This is a genomic window from Parasphingorhabdus sp., from assembly GCF_059726685.1.
In genome coordinates, this window is sequence record NZ_AP041068.1 from 1213970 (window position 1) to 1229557 (window position 15588).

At 54.0% G+C, this 15588-nt stretch carries 15 protein-coding genes; 5 read left to right on the forward strand and 10 right to left on the reverse strand.

Annotated features, from left to right (window positions below):
* From AC6I9Z_RS06055 to AC6I9Z_RS06065, 3 genes are read left to right on the forward strand one after another with little or no spacing between them, the layout of a single operon-like run.
* Entirely contained in the window at window positions 1-852 is an 852-nt protein-coding gene (locus AC6I9Z_RS06055; protein WP_461454311.1) for a polysaccharide deacetylase family protein, read from the forward strand.
* Window positions 849-1613 carry an enoyl-CoA hydratase/isomerase family protein gene (locus AC6I9Z_RS06060; RefSeq protein WP_461454313.1) on the forward strand — a complete coding sequence of 255 codons (765 nt, stop codon included), beginning with the start codon at window positions 849-851 and terminating at the stop codon, window positions 1611-1613. Before AC6I9Z_RS06055 ends, AC6I9Z_RS06060 begins: the two co-directional genes overlap by 4 nt.
* A 1-nt stretch (window position 1614) precedes the next feature.
* A complete protein-coding gene (locus tag AC6I9Z_RS06065; protein ID WP_461454315.1) occupies window positions 1615-2517 on the forward strand; it encodes a VOC family protein in 903 nt (300 codons plus the stop codon).
* Window positions 2518-2532: 15 nt separating this feature from the next.
* Here AC6I9Z_RS06065 and AC6I9Z_RS06070 read toward each other — a convergent pair whose 3' ends face one another.
* The 10 genes from AC6I9Z_RS06070 to AC6I9Z_RS06115 form a co-directional block, all read right to left on the reverse strand.
* Window positions 2533-3126: a carboxymuconolactone decarboxylase family protein gene (locus AC6I9Z_RS06070; protein ID WP_461454317.1), complete on the reverse strand. Its 594-nt coding sequence runs from the start codon at window positions 3124-3126 to the stop codon at window positions 2533-2535.
* Window positions 3127-3155: 29 nt separating this feature from the next.
* Window positions 3156-3458, reverse strand: coding sequence for a YciI family protein (locus AC6I9Z_RS06075; protein ID WP_461454319.1), 303 nt, complete (start codon window positions 3456-3458; stop codon window positions 3156-3158).
* Window positions 3455-4261: an alpha/beta fold hydrolase gene (locus tag AC6I9Z_RS06080; protein WP_461454321.1), complete on the reverse strand. Its 807-nt coding sequence runs from the start codon at window positions 4259-4261 to the stop codon at window positions 3455-3457. The genes AC6I9Z_RS06075 and AC6I9Z_RS06080 overlap by 4 nt, the downstream gene beginning before the upstream one ends.
* Window positions 4258-5601, reverse strand: a complete 1344-nt coding sequence (locus tag AC6I9Z_RS06085) for an MFS transporter (RefSeq protein ID WP_461454323.1) — start codon at window positions 5599-5601, stop codon at window positions 4258-4260. The genes AC6I9Z_RS06080 and AC6I9Z_RS06085 overlap by 4 nt, the downstream gene beginning before the upstream one ends.
* A complete protein-coding gene (locus AC6I9Z_RS06090; RefSeq protein WP_162558899.1) occupies window positions 5601-6053 on the reverse strand; it encodes a VOC family protein in 453 nt (150 codons plus the stop codon). The genes AC6I9Z_RS06085 and AC6I9Z_RS06090 overlap by 1 nt, the downstream gene beginning before the upstream one ends.
* 12 nt (window positions 6054-6065) lie before the next feature.
* Complete coding sequence (locus AC6I9Z_RS06095; protein WP_461454325.1) at window positions 6066-7160, reverse strand: NADP-dependent oxidoreductase; 1095 nt, start codon at window positions 7158-7160, stop codon at window positions 6066-6068.
* Window positions 7161-7634, reverse strand: a complete 474-nt coding sequence (locus tag AC6I9Z_RS06100; RefSeq protein ID WP_461454327.1) for a VOC family protein — start codon at window positions 7632-7634, stop codon at window positions 7161-7163.
* Window positions 7631-7933 (reverse strand): DUF1330 domain-containing protein, encoded by a 303-nt coding sequence (locus tag AC6I9Z_RS06105; protein ID WP_461454329.1) that lies wholly within the window; start codon window positions 7931-7933, stop codon window positions 7631-7633. Before AC6I9Z_RS06105 ends, AC6I9Z_RS06100 begins: the two co-directional genes overlap by 4 nt.
* 71 nt (window positions 7934-8004) lie before the next feature.
* The gene (locus AC6I9Z_RS06110; protein WP_461454331.1) at window positions 8005-9156 is read right to left on the reverse strand and encodes a nitrilase-related carbon-nitrogen hydrolase; all 1152 of its coding nucleotides are present in this window, start codon (window positions 9154-9156) and stop codon (window positions 8005-8007) included.
* Between the two features lie 13 nt (window positions 9157-9169).
* Window positions 9170-10123: an alpha/beta fold hydrolase gene (locus AC6I9Z_RS06115; protein WP_461454333.1), complete on the reverse strand. Its 954-nt coding sequence runs from the start codon at window positions 10121-10123 to the stop codon at window positions 9170-9172.
* Between the two features lie 252 nt (window positions 10124-10375).
* Here AC6I9Z_RS06115 and AC6I9Z_RS06120 point away from each other — a divergent pair, with 252 nt between their 5' ends.
* Entirely contained in the window at window positions 10376-12877 is a 2502-nt protein-coding gene (locus AC6I9Z_RS06120) for a TonB-dependent receptor (RefSeq protein WP_461454335.1), read from the forward strand.
* A gap of 202 nt (window positions 12878-13079) precedes the next feature.
* The gene (locus AC6I9Z_RS06125) at window positions 13080-15569 is read left to right on the forward strand and encodes a TonB-dependent receptor (protein WP_461454337.1); all 2490 of its coding nucleotides are present in this window, start codon (window positions 13080-13082) and stop codon (window positions 15567-15569) included.
* Window positions 15570-15588: the final 19 nt, after the last annotated feature.

The window sequence follows — 15588 nt, forward strand, 5'->3', positions numbered from 1 at the left end:
ATGGATTGGCCAGACGGCGCGAAGATGGCGCTGAGCATTGTCGTCAATGTCGAGGAAGGCAGCGAGATGACCGTTGCCCGCGGCGACCGCGGGATGGAGCCGGTAGACGAACTCGGCATCCATATAAAATCGCCAATCCGCAATTATGGCAATGAAAGCAATTATCTTTACGGCATCAAGGCAGGCGCGCCGCGTATCGTGAAGCTGCTCAAGGAATATGAGATCATGGCGAGTTGGACCGTGGCTGCCATGAGCCTTGAAAACCATCCCGAAATCGGCGCGGCGATAGCGGACATGGGTCATGAGCCGGTGAGCCATGGCTATCGCTGGGTGCATCAGTTCAAGATGGACGAGGAAAAAGAGCGCGAGTTTATTCGCAAGGCTGTCACGTCGATTGAAAAGACCACCGGTACGCGCCCCTATGGCTGGCTGTCGCGCTATTTCCATACCGATAATACCCGGCGTCTGCTGATCGAGGAGGGCTTTGCCTATCATATGGACGACTATTCCGGTGACATTCCGTTCTGGGACAAGGAAACCGTGCCGGAAAAACCGATTGCGATTGTACCCTATCAGCTTGATAGCAATGATATGAAAATGTGGACCGACCCGGCGATGACGCCACAGCAATGGCTGGAATATGCCAAGCGTAATTTTGACCAGATTTACCGTGAAGGTGAAGAAGGGAACCCCAAAATGATGTCACTTGGCCTTCATCTGCGGATTATCGGCCGTCCCGGGCGCATCTGGGCATTTGAGGAATTTCTGAAACATGTGCGGTCGAAGAAAGATGTCTGGGTAACCACCCGCCATCAGATTGCCCAGCATCTGGCGAAAGTTGATCCTCTATGACCCTGCGGCTCGAGAAAGAGAGCAAGCTCGCGCACCTGCTCATTGACCGGCCGGACAAGCGCAATGCTTTCAATCAGGCCATGTGGGAGCTACTCCCCGAATTGCTGGCTGACGCTATGGCGGATGATGCGATCCGTGTTTTAATGCTGCATGCCAGCAGCAAGGACAGCGCCTTTTGTGCAGGCGCAGATATTGGCGAATTTGCGACCGGTTCCACTGATCCGGAATGGCGCGCACGCAATCAGGCAGCGATAGGCCGGGTCCAGCATGAGCTGGCGCAGGCACCAAAGCCAACCATTGCGATTGTTGATGGCGATTGCGTGGGTGGCGGCTGCGGTATCGCGCTGGCCTGTGACATGCGGGTGGCCGGACCGAAAGCCCGTTTCGGGATTACGCCTTCGAAACTGGGGCTGGTATATCCGCTGCACGACACCAAATTGCTGGTTGACCTAGTTGGGCCTTCGCAAGCCAAGCGGATATTGTTTACCGGCCAATTGCTGTCGGCGCAGCAAGCGCTGGATATCGGTTTGATCACCCTGTTGGCTGATGATCCCTATGCCGAGGCGGACGCGCTGGCGGCCACGATGGCATCGGTCTCTTTGCACAGCCAGAAGATGAGCAAGTCGATCATAAAGCGCATATTGGACGGGCAAGCCGATGATGATGCGGAGACATCTGCTTTGTTCGACGCTGCCTTTGAAAGCGATGATTTCAAGGAAGGTGTCAGTGCGTTCATGGAAAAGAGAAAGCCGGAATTTTGATATGACACATGCCTTGCAACATGGTTCGATATTGGGCGGTGTCGCGACGGTTCCTGATCTGGAAGCGGCGCTGAAAGACTATCGTGATGTATTGGGCATGGAGGTTGTTGAAACAGGGCCGCTGAGCGATGATCTGGCGCAGGGGTGGAATTGTCCAGGCAGCGCTGGGGCTCCGATGGCGGTGCTGCAACCGACCAGCGGAGCCGATTGTTTCATTCGTTTGGTTGAACAGCCCGATCATCCGGATTTCAAGCCGACCACCACTTATGGATGGGCAGCTTATGAACTGACAGTCGAGGATGTATTTGGCTGGCCTGACCGACTGAAAGGCAGCGGCTTTGATATTATCGGGCCGCCGAAAGAGCTGGAGGGGTTACCCTTTTTCGTGCCGATGCAAGTTCTCGGAACCGGCCGCGAAATGGTCTATCTCAACGAAGTGCGCGAAGATACGCCTTCGACCGATTTGCCCAAGGCCCGGTCGCTGACCGACCATATTTTCATAGTGATATTGGCGACGCCGGATCGTTCGGGAACCGTGGATTGGTATCGCGACCAGCTGCATTTGACGGTGGGCGATACCTATACGCTGGAATATAGTATGATCAACGACGCGTTCGGGAAGCCTGCGGGCACGGTATCTGATCTCACCATGGTCCAGAATGACCGATTGCCGATTGTCGAGGTGGATGATTATCCGGAAGAGGCGACGTCGCGGCCGAGACACGGCGGCATGTTGCCGCCGGGCAATGCGCTGGTGACACTGGCTGTCGACAATCTGGATAAGATCACAATTGACTGGATCGCACAGCCACAGGTGCGGGCAGGGCCGCTATATCGGGAACGCCGGACCGCGACGGCACTTGGTCCGGCTGGGGAATTGCTGGAATTGATCGAGATCGGTTAATTGCTGACCGATGGTTTAGCGGCGATGCTGTCCCGCCTGCCATTGATCAGGCGAATAGAGCGTGCTCGCAGAATCAAACGGCTTGTCCTCAAGCTCCGTTGCAAGGCTGTCATTCCACCGGTTGAGAAAGCCGAACATGCTAATCACGGCCATAATCTCGGTTTTCTGGCGTTCGTCATAATAGGTGTCAAGCGCGGCGAAATGCGCGTCGGTTGCCGCATTGGGCACCTGTCCGGCGGCAAAGGCTAGGTCCAGCGCCGCCCGTTCGGCTGCGCTGAACAGGTCACTGGATTGATAGTCCCAGACCGCTTTTACCTTCTCCTCATCCACGCCGACATCCCGGGCGCCCAATGTCGTGTGCGCCTTGCAATATTGGCATCCGGCCGCCGCGCTGACGACTGCTCCGATCAGGCGCTTCAGGCCGTTGTCTATGGCGCTGTCGCCATAGATCACGCTTACCAGTCCGCGAAATGCGCCTAGCAGTTCCGGCCAATGCGCCATCGTCATCACCGAATTGGGAACATAGCCCATCAGGTTTTCAGAATATTTGAGAGCGGCCTGCGTCTCATCAGGCAATTCATCCATGGTTAGCGGCGTGATGCGGGTCATTTTCGGATCTCCTCAGGGATTATGAAGGCCTACCATATCTTGCCGCCGATCCAGTCGCCGGCGGCGGCAGTAAATTCCGTTATCCGGATATCGGCCCAGATATCTGCGTGAAAATAAGGATCGGCTTCCAGCTGCGCACGGGCATCTTCTGCTGTCTCGGCCTTGACGATCAACAACGATCCTACGGTATCGCCCTGCGCGTTTTTAAGAGGTCCTGCGACAAACAGATTATCAATGGTCTTTTCGATATGGGCAAAATGCGCGCCGCGTGTGTCGAGGCGCTTTTGTTCGGTGCCTGGTTTGTCGGTGCAATAGATGGCAAAGGCCTTCATGGTCTCGTCCTGTCCAGAAATTTCAATATTTCCGTTGCCGTTTTTTCCGCGGCCTCGTCAAGGACAGCGCGCTTGATATCCAGCCGTTCAACCAAAGTGGCGCTGGGCATGATATCAGCCGCACGACGGGTCGCGTCCAGCAAGCCTGACTGTGTGGCCATTATCAACGTCTGGTGCGTGACCGCCGGCAGTCTTGCATCGACATCATAGCTGAATGCGGCATGGAAAGCCTTGTTCATCAACCGCCCCGGGCGCAATTGCTCGGTAAAGATTTCAAAGCTGCGCTCCAGCGACTGGCTTTCAATGCGTTTGGTGATCCCGCGTTCCCACGGTTCTTCAAGGCAAGAGAGATCGGGGGTGATTTCAAAAGTTTTGGCGCTCGCGGCTCTGAATTTGGTACTCGTTTCGGCATCAAAAGCGGGCACGTCGATCAGCGCTAGGCGCCCTATTTTCTCCGGTGCGGTCAAGGCCATCTCGGCTGCTACAAGATTCCCGGTGTGAAAGCCTATCAGATCAACCGCGCCACCGCTTGATTGTTCATCGACCACTGCCATCATCGCTGCAGCATATTCCTCTATGGCCGGTTCTTCCTTGAAAGTATCAGAGCCACCATGGCCGGGATAATCCGGCGCGAACACACGGCGACCTTGGGCCAGATGCGGCATGATCGTAGTAAAGGCGAGCCCGCTGAATGGAGCGGGATGCAGGCAATAGAGGTCGGGTTTTGACGCCGGCCCTTCCGGCGCCAGCAACCGCCAGTGCACCTGACCGAAGGGGCCGTCACTGTAGCCCTTGCGGATCATTCGCTGGCAGCGCCCAGACGGACCATCTGCTCACGGTATAGCCGCCGCGTCAGTGGCATCATCAAAAACGGCACGAGACCGAAGATCAGGGGAACAGTAGCCACTGCATAGCGCAGATTGTCTTCACCAAACACGCTGCTCGACAGTTCGCCAACCGCAATCGGGCCCAGCGAACCGAACCAGCTGATCGCCAGATAATAGAGCGCGACTACCTGTCCCCGGATTTGCGCAGGCGTGATGACGAGCAAGGAGGTCACGCCGATGGCAGACACAATCCCAATACCGACCGTATTGATGCACAATATCGCAAAGGCCAGTTCTGCGCTGGGCATGAACAAAGGAATGGCGGCGGTCGGCACCATGATGAAAAACCCGATATAAAGGATACGCAAGGAGGCATCCTGCACTCCCTTCTTTGTCCACCAGTCGGAAATCGTGCCCATGATCATCATGTTGGCCGGGCCGATGATCAAGAGTGCGACGCCGTTGACAAACGCATATTTCTGCGCCGACCATCCCCAGGTCCGTTCAAAAGTCGGTGCGAGAAAGCCCTGACTATAGGCGATGGTCGTCATGGTGCAGATGATCAGCACGAAGCCGATATAGAGCGTCTTGTTGCGCCAGATATATTTGAGTGCATCGAAAAAGCCGCTGCCGCTGATCACCTCTTCCGATGCCGCTACTGGACGCCGTGCCGGTTCTTTCATGAACAGGAAGAAGAGCGCAAAGATCATGCCGGGAAGGCCCACAATAATCAGCGTGAAACGCCATGGTGACAGCTCACCAAAAAAGGGTAGAGACTGGCTGCCGCTCGCCGCGGTCCAGGCGATGATCGCACCGCTCAGCAGGGAAGCCAGGCCTGCACCAATGGGAAGAGCCGAGGAATAAAAGGCGATAGGTTTGCCCCGTTTCTCGGTCGGGAAACTGTCGCCAATCATTGAAAATGTCGCGGGGCTTAGCGTTGCCTCACCAACGCCGACGCCCATGCGTGCGGCGAACAGTTGGAAGAAGTTTTTGGCCATGCCGGTGGCAACGGTCGCTGCAGACCATAAAGCAACCCCCACCGACACAATCCAGATGCGCTTGCCGCGATCAATCAGCCAGCCCATGAAGATGCCGACAAAGCCATAGACGAGAGTGAAGGCGCTGAGCAGCCAACCGATCTGGCGGTCGGACAGATCGAACTCCGCCTTGATCGGTTCGATCAACAGACCGAGGATGTAGCGATCCACAAAGCTGAAAATATACGCGATGGTTAACATGACAACCAGAAACCAGCCTGCTGCGGCGCTGGGATAGGGTTTGGATGGAGCAGCGACCGCTTCGGTTTGACTGGCCATTATTGCGCGTCCGGGATGAGATAGATGACCACCAGATTATCATCAAAATCGACAATGCCGATTTCGCGCCCGATCCGTCCGTCATGGGTTTCAAGCCGTCCTTCTTCATAGACCTGCAGGCCCAGTTTTCGCGCGCCTTCCATCACCGCGTCGGGATCGGCGACATCCAGAACGATGGCTCCGCGCCGAGGATGGGGGACAGGTTCCAGAGGAACGTTCTTGACCTCGGACAGAGCCATGACCCGCGGCTGGCCGGGCAGCGACAGGATCGAAAAGCCGATTTCTGCTTCCTTTGGTATTTCAAATACCGGAAAGGAATAGCTGTCGGGATTATGGCCTTTGCGAAAGGTCTCTTCGAACCCCAGCACATCGCGGTAAAAAGTCAGCGCCCGGTCGATATCGGCCACGACAAAATTGCCGCGCTGAAATCGCGTCTGTTGTTTCTCACCCACTAATATTCTCCCTCAATTCCACGTCTCTGGCTCACCGCGAACCGAGCAGCATTGCACCCCGACATTCTGGCCATAATAGAGGTTTGCCAGCGCCCGGGGCATATGTTGAAAACCCTGTTCGACATCCTGCACGGGCTTCAGCTTGCCGTCATGAATCCATCCCGCCAGATCATCCATCACCGCATCCCAGCGGTCCAGATGATTATAGACAAAAAAGCCCTGCATTCGCGTTTCGGTGGCGCGCAGTCGGGTATAGTTGGACAGCTTGAACGGCTCGTTTCGCGTATATTCACTTATCGATCCGCACAGCACGACCCGGCTGTGAAGCCTCAAGCGTTCGAGACATGCCTCCAGTGTTTCGCCGCCGACATTGTCAAAATACAGGTCGATGCCATCAGGCCGCAGCTCGTCCAGTCTCGCTTCGATATTCTCGGATTTATAGTCAATCGCGTGGGAGCAGCCATGTTCGAGAATGAAGGCGCATTTTTCGGGGCCACCCGCCATACCGATAACATCACAGCCAACTACATTTGCGGCCATTTGACTGACCATCGATCCAACACCGCCAGCGGCTCCGGATAACACCATGCGGTCACCTTCTCTGGGATCGCCGCAGGCAAAGAGCCCGGCATGAGCCGAGAGGCCCGTCATACCCAATACGCCGGAACCGAGAGCCGCGGGCAAGCCGTTGACCGGCATCCGGAAGAATTTTTCCTGCGGCGTCATTTTGGAGACCTTGTAAGTCTGCCAGCCCATCTGGCCCTGTACCATTTCGCCCTCACGCCAGTCGGGGTGGCGGGACTTGACGACTTGCGCGACGCCGCGGCCATGGATGACATCACCGGGCTCCAGCACCCGCTCGCCGGCAGCGCCCGTGCCTTGCATATAGAAGCGCATGACAGGAGCGAGGCCGAGATAGTGGGTCTTGAGCAGTACTTCGCCTTCGCCGGGTTCCGGTATGTCCGTGACCGCCCATTCAAAATCTGACGGGACAACATTACCAACGGGCCGAGCCGCAACGCGCCATTGATAATTGGCGTCGTCGTCAATCTGCTTGCCCGCAGACAGGCCATCAAAGTCGGAAAGAGAGGAACCGGCGCCGGTCACTCAGTCATGAACCTTCACGACCTGGTTCACTTCAAAGAAATAGCCATCCAGATCCCAGAAGGAGCAGCCGATCATATCCTTTTGCTTGCCATCAGCACCGGTCACGCTCCATTCGCGTGGTTCGCTATGGATGGTGGAACCGAGCGAACGGGCCCGTTCTACCGCGCCTTTTGCATCTTCCGATGCGACGACGAAAACCGGTGCGCCAAACTGGATTTCGGTGGGCAGCTCTTCCGGTGCATCCTGCTTGGGATCGAGCCATTCGAGCAGGCCGATCATGCCGATCATGTCATGTTCGCATTTCAGGATGATCAGGCGGGTTTTGTCACCCTTTTTACCGGCGGCGAGCTGCGTCCCGGACAGGGTGAAGGGCGTGTCCATCCACTTGGTCATGCCAAAGACGGTTTCATACCAGTTCGACGCGGCATCCCCGTCACGAACCATCAACGTCGTGCGTTTGATAATATCAGTCATGCGATTTTCGGGCTTTCTATGACGAGGACCTGGCAATCGGCGATATCAGCGCGCAGCTTCTTGGCTTCCTGATATTCCGGACTGTTCCAGAATTTATGAACGGCGGCTTTGTCGGGCCATTCTGAAATCACCATCGACGCGCCGTCGCCAAAATCGCCTTCCAGAAGCTCTGCTCCCGGGCCGCGCAAGATATAGCGTCCGCCGAACTTCTCAACCAGAGCACCGGCAGCAGCGCCATAGCCCTTGATGAATTTGTCGCGATCTGAAATTTTCGCAGTAACGATCATATAGGCCGGCATGGGCGAGTCCCCTTCAAAAGTTGTCCGGACAAATTACGCAAGAGACAGCTGATTGCAACCGCTATTTTACACTATTTCGGCCACCTTGCCTTGTCGCGCAAATAGCGCCCGGAATCCCGTGTGTCCTTGGGTTGATATTCGGCAAAAAGATTGGGACCATAGCGGGATCGATACTGCTCGAACACCGGCAGGAACAGCTCGCTATGAACAATCGGCTGGCGGTTACGCGCCCTGAAATTGGCGATCGGGATGCGCGCAGAAACCAGTGTTTCAAAAGCGGTCTCGGCGATATTCATGACATCACCATCGGGCGCGTAAATGGCCGACCCACCACCGCCAGCATCAGCAAAATAATAGGGGTTTTCCGGCGATGCGGCATTGTTCGCTACCGCTGTATAGACGCCATTATAGAGGCTGGTCGCCTGCATATCGATGGGGTTAAAACCGCCCGTCGCGGTGCGCAGGATAATCTCCGCGCCTTTCATCGCAAAGGCCCGGAAGAGTTCCGGTTCGCGCTGTACCGAGCTAGTCGCAATATTACCGATTGGCGTACGTGTGACAGGGAGAACCGCGTCGGCTCCGTACATTTCGACATAGCGGTCCAGCACATCATAAATGGTGGTGGTAAACAGTTCGAAATCGCCCCCGAAAAAGCCCTTTATGTTGCGGGCCTTCCAGTGCTTGTCGACAATCTCACCTTTGCCATTCATGATTGTGGTGATGGACAGCAGGCTTTCCGGCCAGTCCGGATCGCGCACATAGGAGCCGAAAACGAGCCAGCAACCATATTCGCGGGCCTTGCTGGCGAGCATCTCCGTCTCTTCACCAGGTATCTCGATGGCCGCCTTTCGCGCGTCCTGGATATTCCACTTATGATAATAGCCGGTAATCGGAAATTCGTGAAAGAAGATCAGATCTTTCGGACCGGAAAAACCATTTGCAGCGTCGATCAGGTCCATCATATGCTGCACATTGGCGCGGCGGGTCTGCTTCAGGTTACTGAGCTCGACCGGTACGACCCGCGCCTGGGCGACACCTAGCGAAATGATATCCCTGGCCAATGGCACCGTTTCATAACGGCCATCTGGCGTGATGCTGATCTTGTCCGGTCCGCCTTTCTTGGCGGCATGGGCGAAATCAGTCCAGCTTAATGCAGCTCCAGCCGCCAGACCCGCGCCCGCTGAAAAGAGGCTGCGCCGTGAAACACCGTCCTTTTGGTCCATGATAAAATTCCTCTCATTTCTCGCTCATATTGGGGGGATCATTGTCCAGGAACGGACGGATGACCGTGACATATTTTTCCGGAGCGAGATCGAAGCCGCCCAGCGTGATACCATTGATATGTATTAGCGTGGCTTGCGGGAACAAGGGCAAGGCTGCCTCTGTCTCTTGTTTGAGGCTACCGTCATTGGTGATCAGCAGGACAGGCTGCTCGACGTTCGGGAAACGCTCTTCGGCAGGATAGGTAAAGACGCCGTGATAGGCTTCCCAACAATGCGGATAACATTGCATCATGTCACCAAAATGCTCCTGCGCGCGCTCCAGGGACAGACCAGCTGTGGTCGCTGCTTTGGCAAAATCCCATTTTTTGGCGAGATGAGAGCCGTCTGACGCAACTTGTTCAGGCTTGGCGTTGGCTTGATAGGCCTTTTTGCGCTCAGCGCCGGTGAAGAAGGGTAGGCCGGGTAGGACCAGCCTGCGGACGAGGCCAGGATGCTGGATGGCAAGCTCTGTCGCGATCAGGGTGCCTGTGTGATAACCGAGTAGATCAACCGGCTGTCCCTTTTTGCCGCCATATCCCATCGCCTTGAGGACGGTCGCTGCAGATTCGGCATAGCCATTAATGGATTGCAACTCCTTTGGCCGATCCGAATCGCCATAGCCGGGTGTATCAATGGCGATGACTGTCCGATCGCTTGCCATGCGCCGCATGAACTTGAGGAAATAATCACTGGAATAAGGTGTGGGGTGGAATAGTACTAGCGGGGGTTTTGGGGATTCTGTCTCGGGGCGTGCGATGCGCACATGGACCTGGCCCAACGGTCCAGCGATAAAGTCGCGTTCTATTCTGATGGCAGGCGTTTCAACCGGAAAGGATATGCCGGATTTTGCCGAATCTACATTGGCGGCGGAGAAAAGCGCGATAAACGACACATAGGTCAAAAAAATACAGTTCCGATAAATCCGCATCCAACGTCCCTCGATCCCAATTTCGCATTGCGTATCAGAATATTTAGGAAATGTCCGGACAAATTATCGGATAGGATTAATCTGATCTGCTATGCTTTCTTTCCGCGTTGCACGTAAGCGTTGTATTTTTGTGACAGTCTTTGCGTTCAAATAGCAGTGATCAATAATTTGTCTGGACAAATTATCTTGATAGTGAAAGTTTAATCCTGAGGAAGAGAGTAAGCTGGCAACCGCTGGTATCAGGGAGGAAAAATGAAAAATATCTTTAAAGCTGCGCTTCTGGCAGCAACTGCCGCTGTTCCGGTTTCGGCATATGCGCAAAATTTGCCCGCAGATGATGTGTCGGTTGAGGATGATTCGAATGTCATCATTGTCACGGCACGAAAAGTGTCGGAAAACTTACAGGAAGTACCGTCAACCATCGCCGTCGTGACGTCTGACTCCATTGATAATCTGGCGCTGGACAGCGTTGCCGACATTTCCCGTGTGACCGCGGGACTGACATTTGATGATAGCTTTGGACGCGACTCCAATCGGCCGGTTATTCGCGGCCAGGCCAATATTCTGGGCGATTCCGGTGTCGCCGTATTCATTGACGGTATCTATTTTAGCGGCTCGATTGGTGACTATAATGTCGACAATATTGAACGGATAGAGGTCGTCAAAGGACCGCAAAGCGCACTCTATGGTCGTAACACCTATTCTGGTGCGATAAATATCATCTCCAAGGGACCAGCTGATCAGCTGGAAGGTAATATCACCCTCGATGTTTCAGAGAATGACCGGTACGAAATCACCGGCGGTATTAGAGGGCCAATAACTGACTCGATCAGCGCCGCAGTGTCCGCTCGTTTTTATGATTTTGGCGGAGAGTTTACCAATTTGTTTGATGGCGAGAAAGTTGGCGATCAGTCATCTTACTCTTTCTCCGGTGCATTCCAGTTCGACAATGACGGGCCCTTTACCGCTTCGCTTCGGACTTACTACAACCGCACCGATGACGGTCAGCCTGCGATTTTCGCTCAGGATACCAGTGCCAATAACTGTTTCACCGACAATGGTGCGCTATATGGCGGTGGTGGCCGTTATTTCTGCGGCACCATCAGACCGCAAGCGATAAACACAGATTATACACGACAATTTGCCGACCCGGATGATGTTGGACTGGAAGCCAAGACGTTCAACGCCGCCTTCCGCATGGATTATGAATTTAGCGATCAGGTCACTTTAACCTCATTGACCGGGTATAATTATCGCCGGGAAATTTTGAACACCGACGGTGACTATTCGCCGACCAGTTTCGAAACCGCTATATTCGCGCGTTTTCCAGGAGGTGCTCCAATTGGTTTCGGCCCGGCCGGTCCGATTTTTCCATTTAATTTTGTCGGTTCGTCGGTTGACTTTTCATTCTCTAACAACACGCTAACTGAAGACTGGTCGCAAGAATTGCGCCTGGCTTATGATGGCGATCGCTTTGATTTCCTGATTGGCGGTTATTATTTCGACCAGGATAGTGACAGCCAAGATATTCGGGTAGTGCCTGCAGATGCTGCAGCCCTTGCTGCTGCAAGTTATAACGCTGCTCTGGCGAATGAGCAGGCGATTTGTGTAGCCAATCCCAATTGCGATTCGTTGGTGGATGCGGATCAACTTTTGTTCCCCGGGCCATCCACACCTAACTCCCGCGATCTCAACAGCCAGAATATTCGCAACTGGGCAATTTTCGGATCCGCCAGTTTTGATATCACGGATCGACTGACCTTGGGTGTTGAAGGCCGTTACGCGTCAGAGCGCGTGCGGCAGTCGACCATTGATCGTGATGAAGGAGATCCCTTTCCGGCGCCCGTTATGGTTCGCGAGACTTTCAAGAAATTTTCTCCACGGATCACGCTGGACTATAAGATTACCCCGGACAATCTGATCTATGCAGATTTCGGACAGGGTCAAAAGCCCGGAGGCTTTAATGGTGTGACCGCAATTAATGCAGGCGTGCCTTCTTATGAGGAAGAAGAGGTCGATGCTTTTGAAATCGGTACTAAAAATACGTTCGCCGACGGAAAACTTATCTTCAACGCGGCGGCTTTTTACAATGACATAACCGGTTACCAGTTGACCCAGAATGTCCAGTCGGCGGCCAATGCGGTCTCCGCGATCGTAAATGCTGGTGATGCCCGGGTACTGGGTCTGGAAGTTGAGCTGCTCGCGCGGCCTAATCCAAACTGGACGTTCACCGCAAACTATGCGCTGGCGGACAGCAAATTTACTTCCGGGTTTGACGAAAACCAAGGCGTCCTCAATGACGTGGCAGATGACGGTTTGAATAATTGCTCAACCGGCTTTCAGTTCCCCGAGCTTGGTGGTTGTACGGATGCCAAAGCGGTGTTCGGTTCCATTGACGGAAAGCGGATACCGCGGGCACCTGTGCATCAGTTTTTCGTGGATGCCGATTACCGCACACCGATTGGCAGTGGCGATTGGGAATTTTTTGCGGGCGCTAATATAACCGTTGTTTCCAGCAGTTTTGCACAAGTCCACAATCTAGCCAAAACCGGCGGCTCCGCCGTAGCCGATGCACGATTGGGATTTGAGAATGATAATTTCAAAATCCAGGCCTATGTGAAGAACTTTACGGATGAAGATGCTGTGGCGCAAATTATCCGGTACGCGGATTCCAGTGACAATTTCCGGCGGAGTTTCATCGCTGGCCTACGTCCTGGTCGTCGCTTCGGGCTAATCCTCTCGGCGAAATACTAGTCGGCTTTCTCCCCTTAAAAACCCGCTGCCCATGTTCTGGCGGCGGGTTTTTTCTGATTTGCGATGCAAACTAGGCACAAATATCGCGCCAAAGCGGAAAACTTTGGCGGTTTTCAAAATTTGTCTGGACAAATTAGTCGATCGGTGGAATCTGGATTATAACAAAATTGTCCGGACAAATAAATCAAGGGGAGATGTGGGGATGCGATTAATATTGAAGGCTGCGCTGTTATCGGCGACGATTCTAAGCAGTTCGCCCGTTTACGCACAAGATGCGGCTGAAGAAGGTGTTGATGACAATTCCGATGTCATCATAGTTACCGCTCGTAAGAAAGAAGAGACACTGTTGGACGCGCCTTTGGCGGTTACCGTCATTGGCGAAACGGAGCTTGAAGGCGCTGGTTTCCAGGATATTACAGAGGTTACCAAGGCGGCACCGGGTGCTTTTGTTGAACCCTTTGGCGATAATACTAATGGCACGGCGCGCATTAACTCAACGCCACGGTTTCGCGGCATTACGTTGATCAGCGGCAACCGCTTGCAGCAGACAGCAACGGTATTTCTGGATGGCGTATTCCTCAGCGGCGGCGCGCAGACCATTGGTATTAATGAATTGCAACGGGTGGAAATTATCAAAGGTCCGCAATCGGCTTTGTTTGGCCGCAACACTTTTGCTGGTGCGATCAACTATGTGACCAAGGATCCCAGCGACGAGTTCCAGGTTGATCTGAGCGTCACGGCGGCCACCCGGGATGAATATAATTTCGCGGCAGGGGTAGAAGGACCGATTACAGACGGTCTGTCTTTTCGCTTGAGCGGTAATTATGATACGAAAGACGGCCATTTTGACAATGTTGCTGTCCCTGGGCAGCGGCTTGGCGATGAATCGCAATGGTCGATCGCGGGCACGTTGCTGATCGAACCAAGCGACGGCATCCGCCTCAAATTGAGAGGGTCTTATCAGGAAATTGATGACGGTCCGGCCGCTTCCGTTTTGTACTTTGGTACCAGCCAGCACAATTTCGGGGGCTTTCAGTTCGTAAACGGAATTGCCGATCAAACGGATTCGGTGGTGCCTTCACCGGGCGGTGGTCGCGGCGAATCGGTCTTCCGCGGACGGATCACGGAGCCTCCTGCCGATCGCATCGGGCTGAACACAGCTCCGGAAAACCTTCAGGCATTTCTCGGCTTTTTGAATGATGGGCGTTCCGATCCAAGTGACGCGATATTTGATTTCAAATATAATCCGACGACGGTGGATGATTTCGGTTTGAACCTTGATTCATTGCGTCTGAGCGCAGTTGGATCTGCGGACCTGACTGACAATATCGAGTTCAGTTTTCTGGCGGGATATAACAAGGAAAGATTTGGATTTTACACAGATTTTGATTCCACCCCCGACAATAGTTTCACGAGCTTTACCGCACGTGAAACAGAAGATGTGACGGTCGAAGGGCGCCTGTCCGCGTCTTTGTTTGATGACAGCTTGAATCTCTCTGCCGGAGCGAGCTACGTCAAAATCGATATTGATGAGCTGGGCGGAACGGCGAGTTTTTTTGGTCCGCCGATATTCTTTGGTGACATTTTCCGGTCTGATCCCTTTGTGTCGGGTGCTGAAACTCTGGGCTTTTTTGGTTCGCTGGATTACCAAATTACGGACCAGATATCGATCACGCTCGAGGGCCGTTTCCAGAAAGACGAATTCAGCAATCCCGAGGTAAATGACGGTCTAGCGACGCCGATCTCGCCAGGTGAAATTAACAGCTTCCTGCCACGCGGAACGTTGCGGTATCAGCCGTCAAATTACACGACATTCTATGCAACCTACAGCGAAGGCAACTTGCCAGGCGGCTTCAATCCACAGATCGCTGGACTGGATGCACAGCAACTGGCCGAACTGGCCGCTTTGGCACCCGATGCCAGAGTGCTTTTTGGCGAAGAACAGCTGACCAACTATGAATTCGGATGGAAGCAACAACATCCTAGCGGTATCTTTGCTTTCAACCTCGCCGCCTTTTACATGAAACGGAGCGACGAAATTTTCAGCTCCATTGAGGTGATAACCGACACGGATCCAGGAGCGCCCAATCCGGTTCGAACGGTCAACTTCACGTCGAACGGGGCGAGTACCAATATCTACGGTGTCGAGTTCGATGCGACAGTGAACGTCAGTGAAAACCTGTCCATGCAGGGCTCTTTTGCCTATATTGATGCCAAGATTTCATCCTTTCCTGCCGATGGTGGAACCGGAGATTTTGGCGATATCTTTGGCCCCAATGCAGATATTTCCGGACAACGGGCACCGCGCTTCCCACCTTTGACGCTCTCATTGGGCGCAACCTATGAGGATGATTTCAATGGTTTTGGCGGCTTTTTCGATAGCTGGTATTTGCGCAGCGACCTTTATTTTACGGGCGACTATTTTGACAGCAATGCCAATGTCGCCGAGGTCGAGGAAGCAACGGATGTCAATCTTCGCCTGGGCCTGACGGGCCAGAATGCGGGTATCGAATTTTTCGTCACCAATCTTCTGAACGAAGACGCCCCGACAACGGCCTTCAACTTTGCGGATACAAGCTTTGGTACCCGTGCACTTCCCGGCGGGTTCTTCAACTTTGGCCGCGAAGGCGACCGTGTTGGCCTGCGTGACAAGCGGCAATTTGGCATCAAGTTGAAATATACGTTCAACTAGACTGGCAATGCCCATAGAT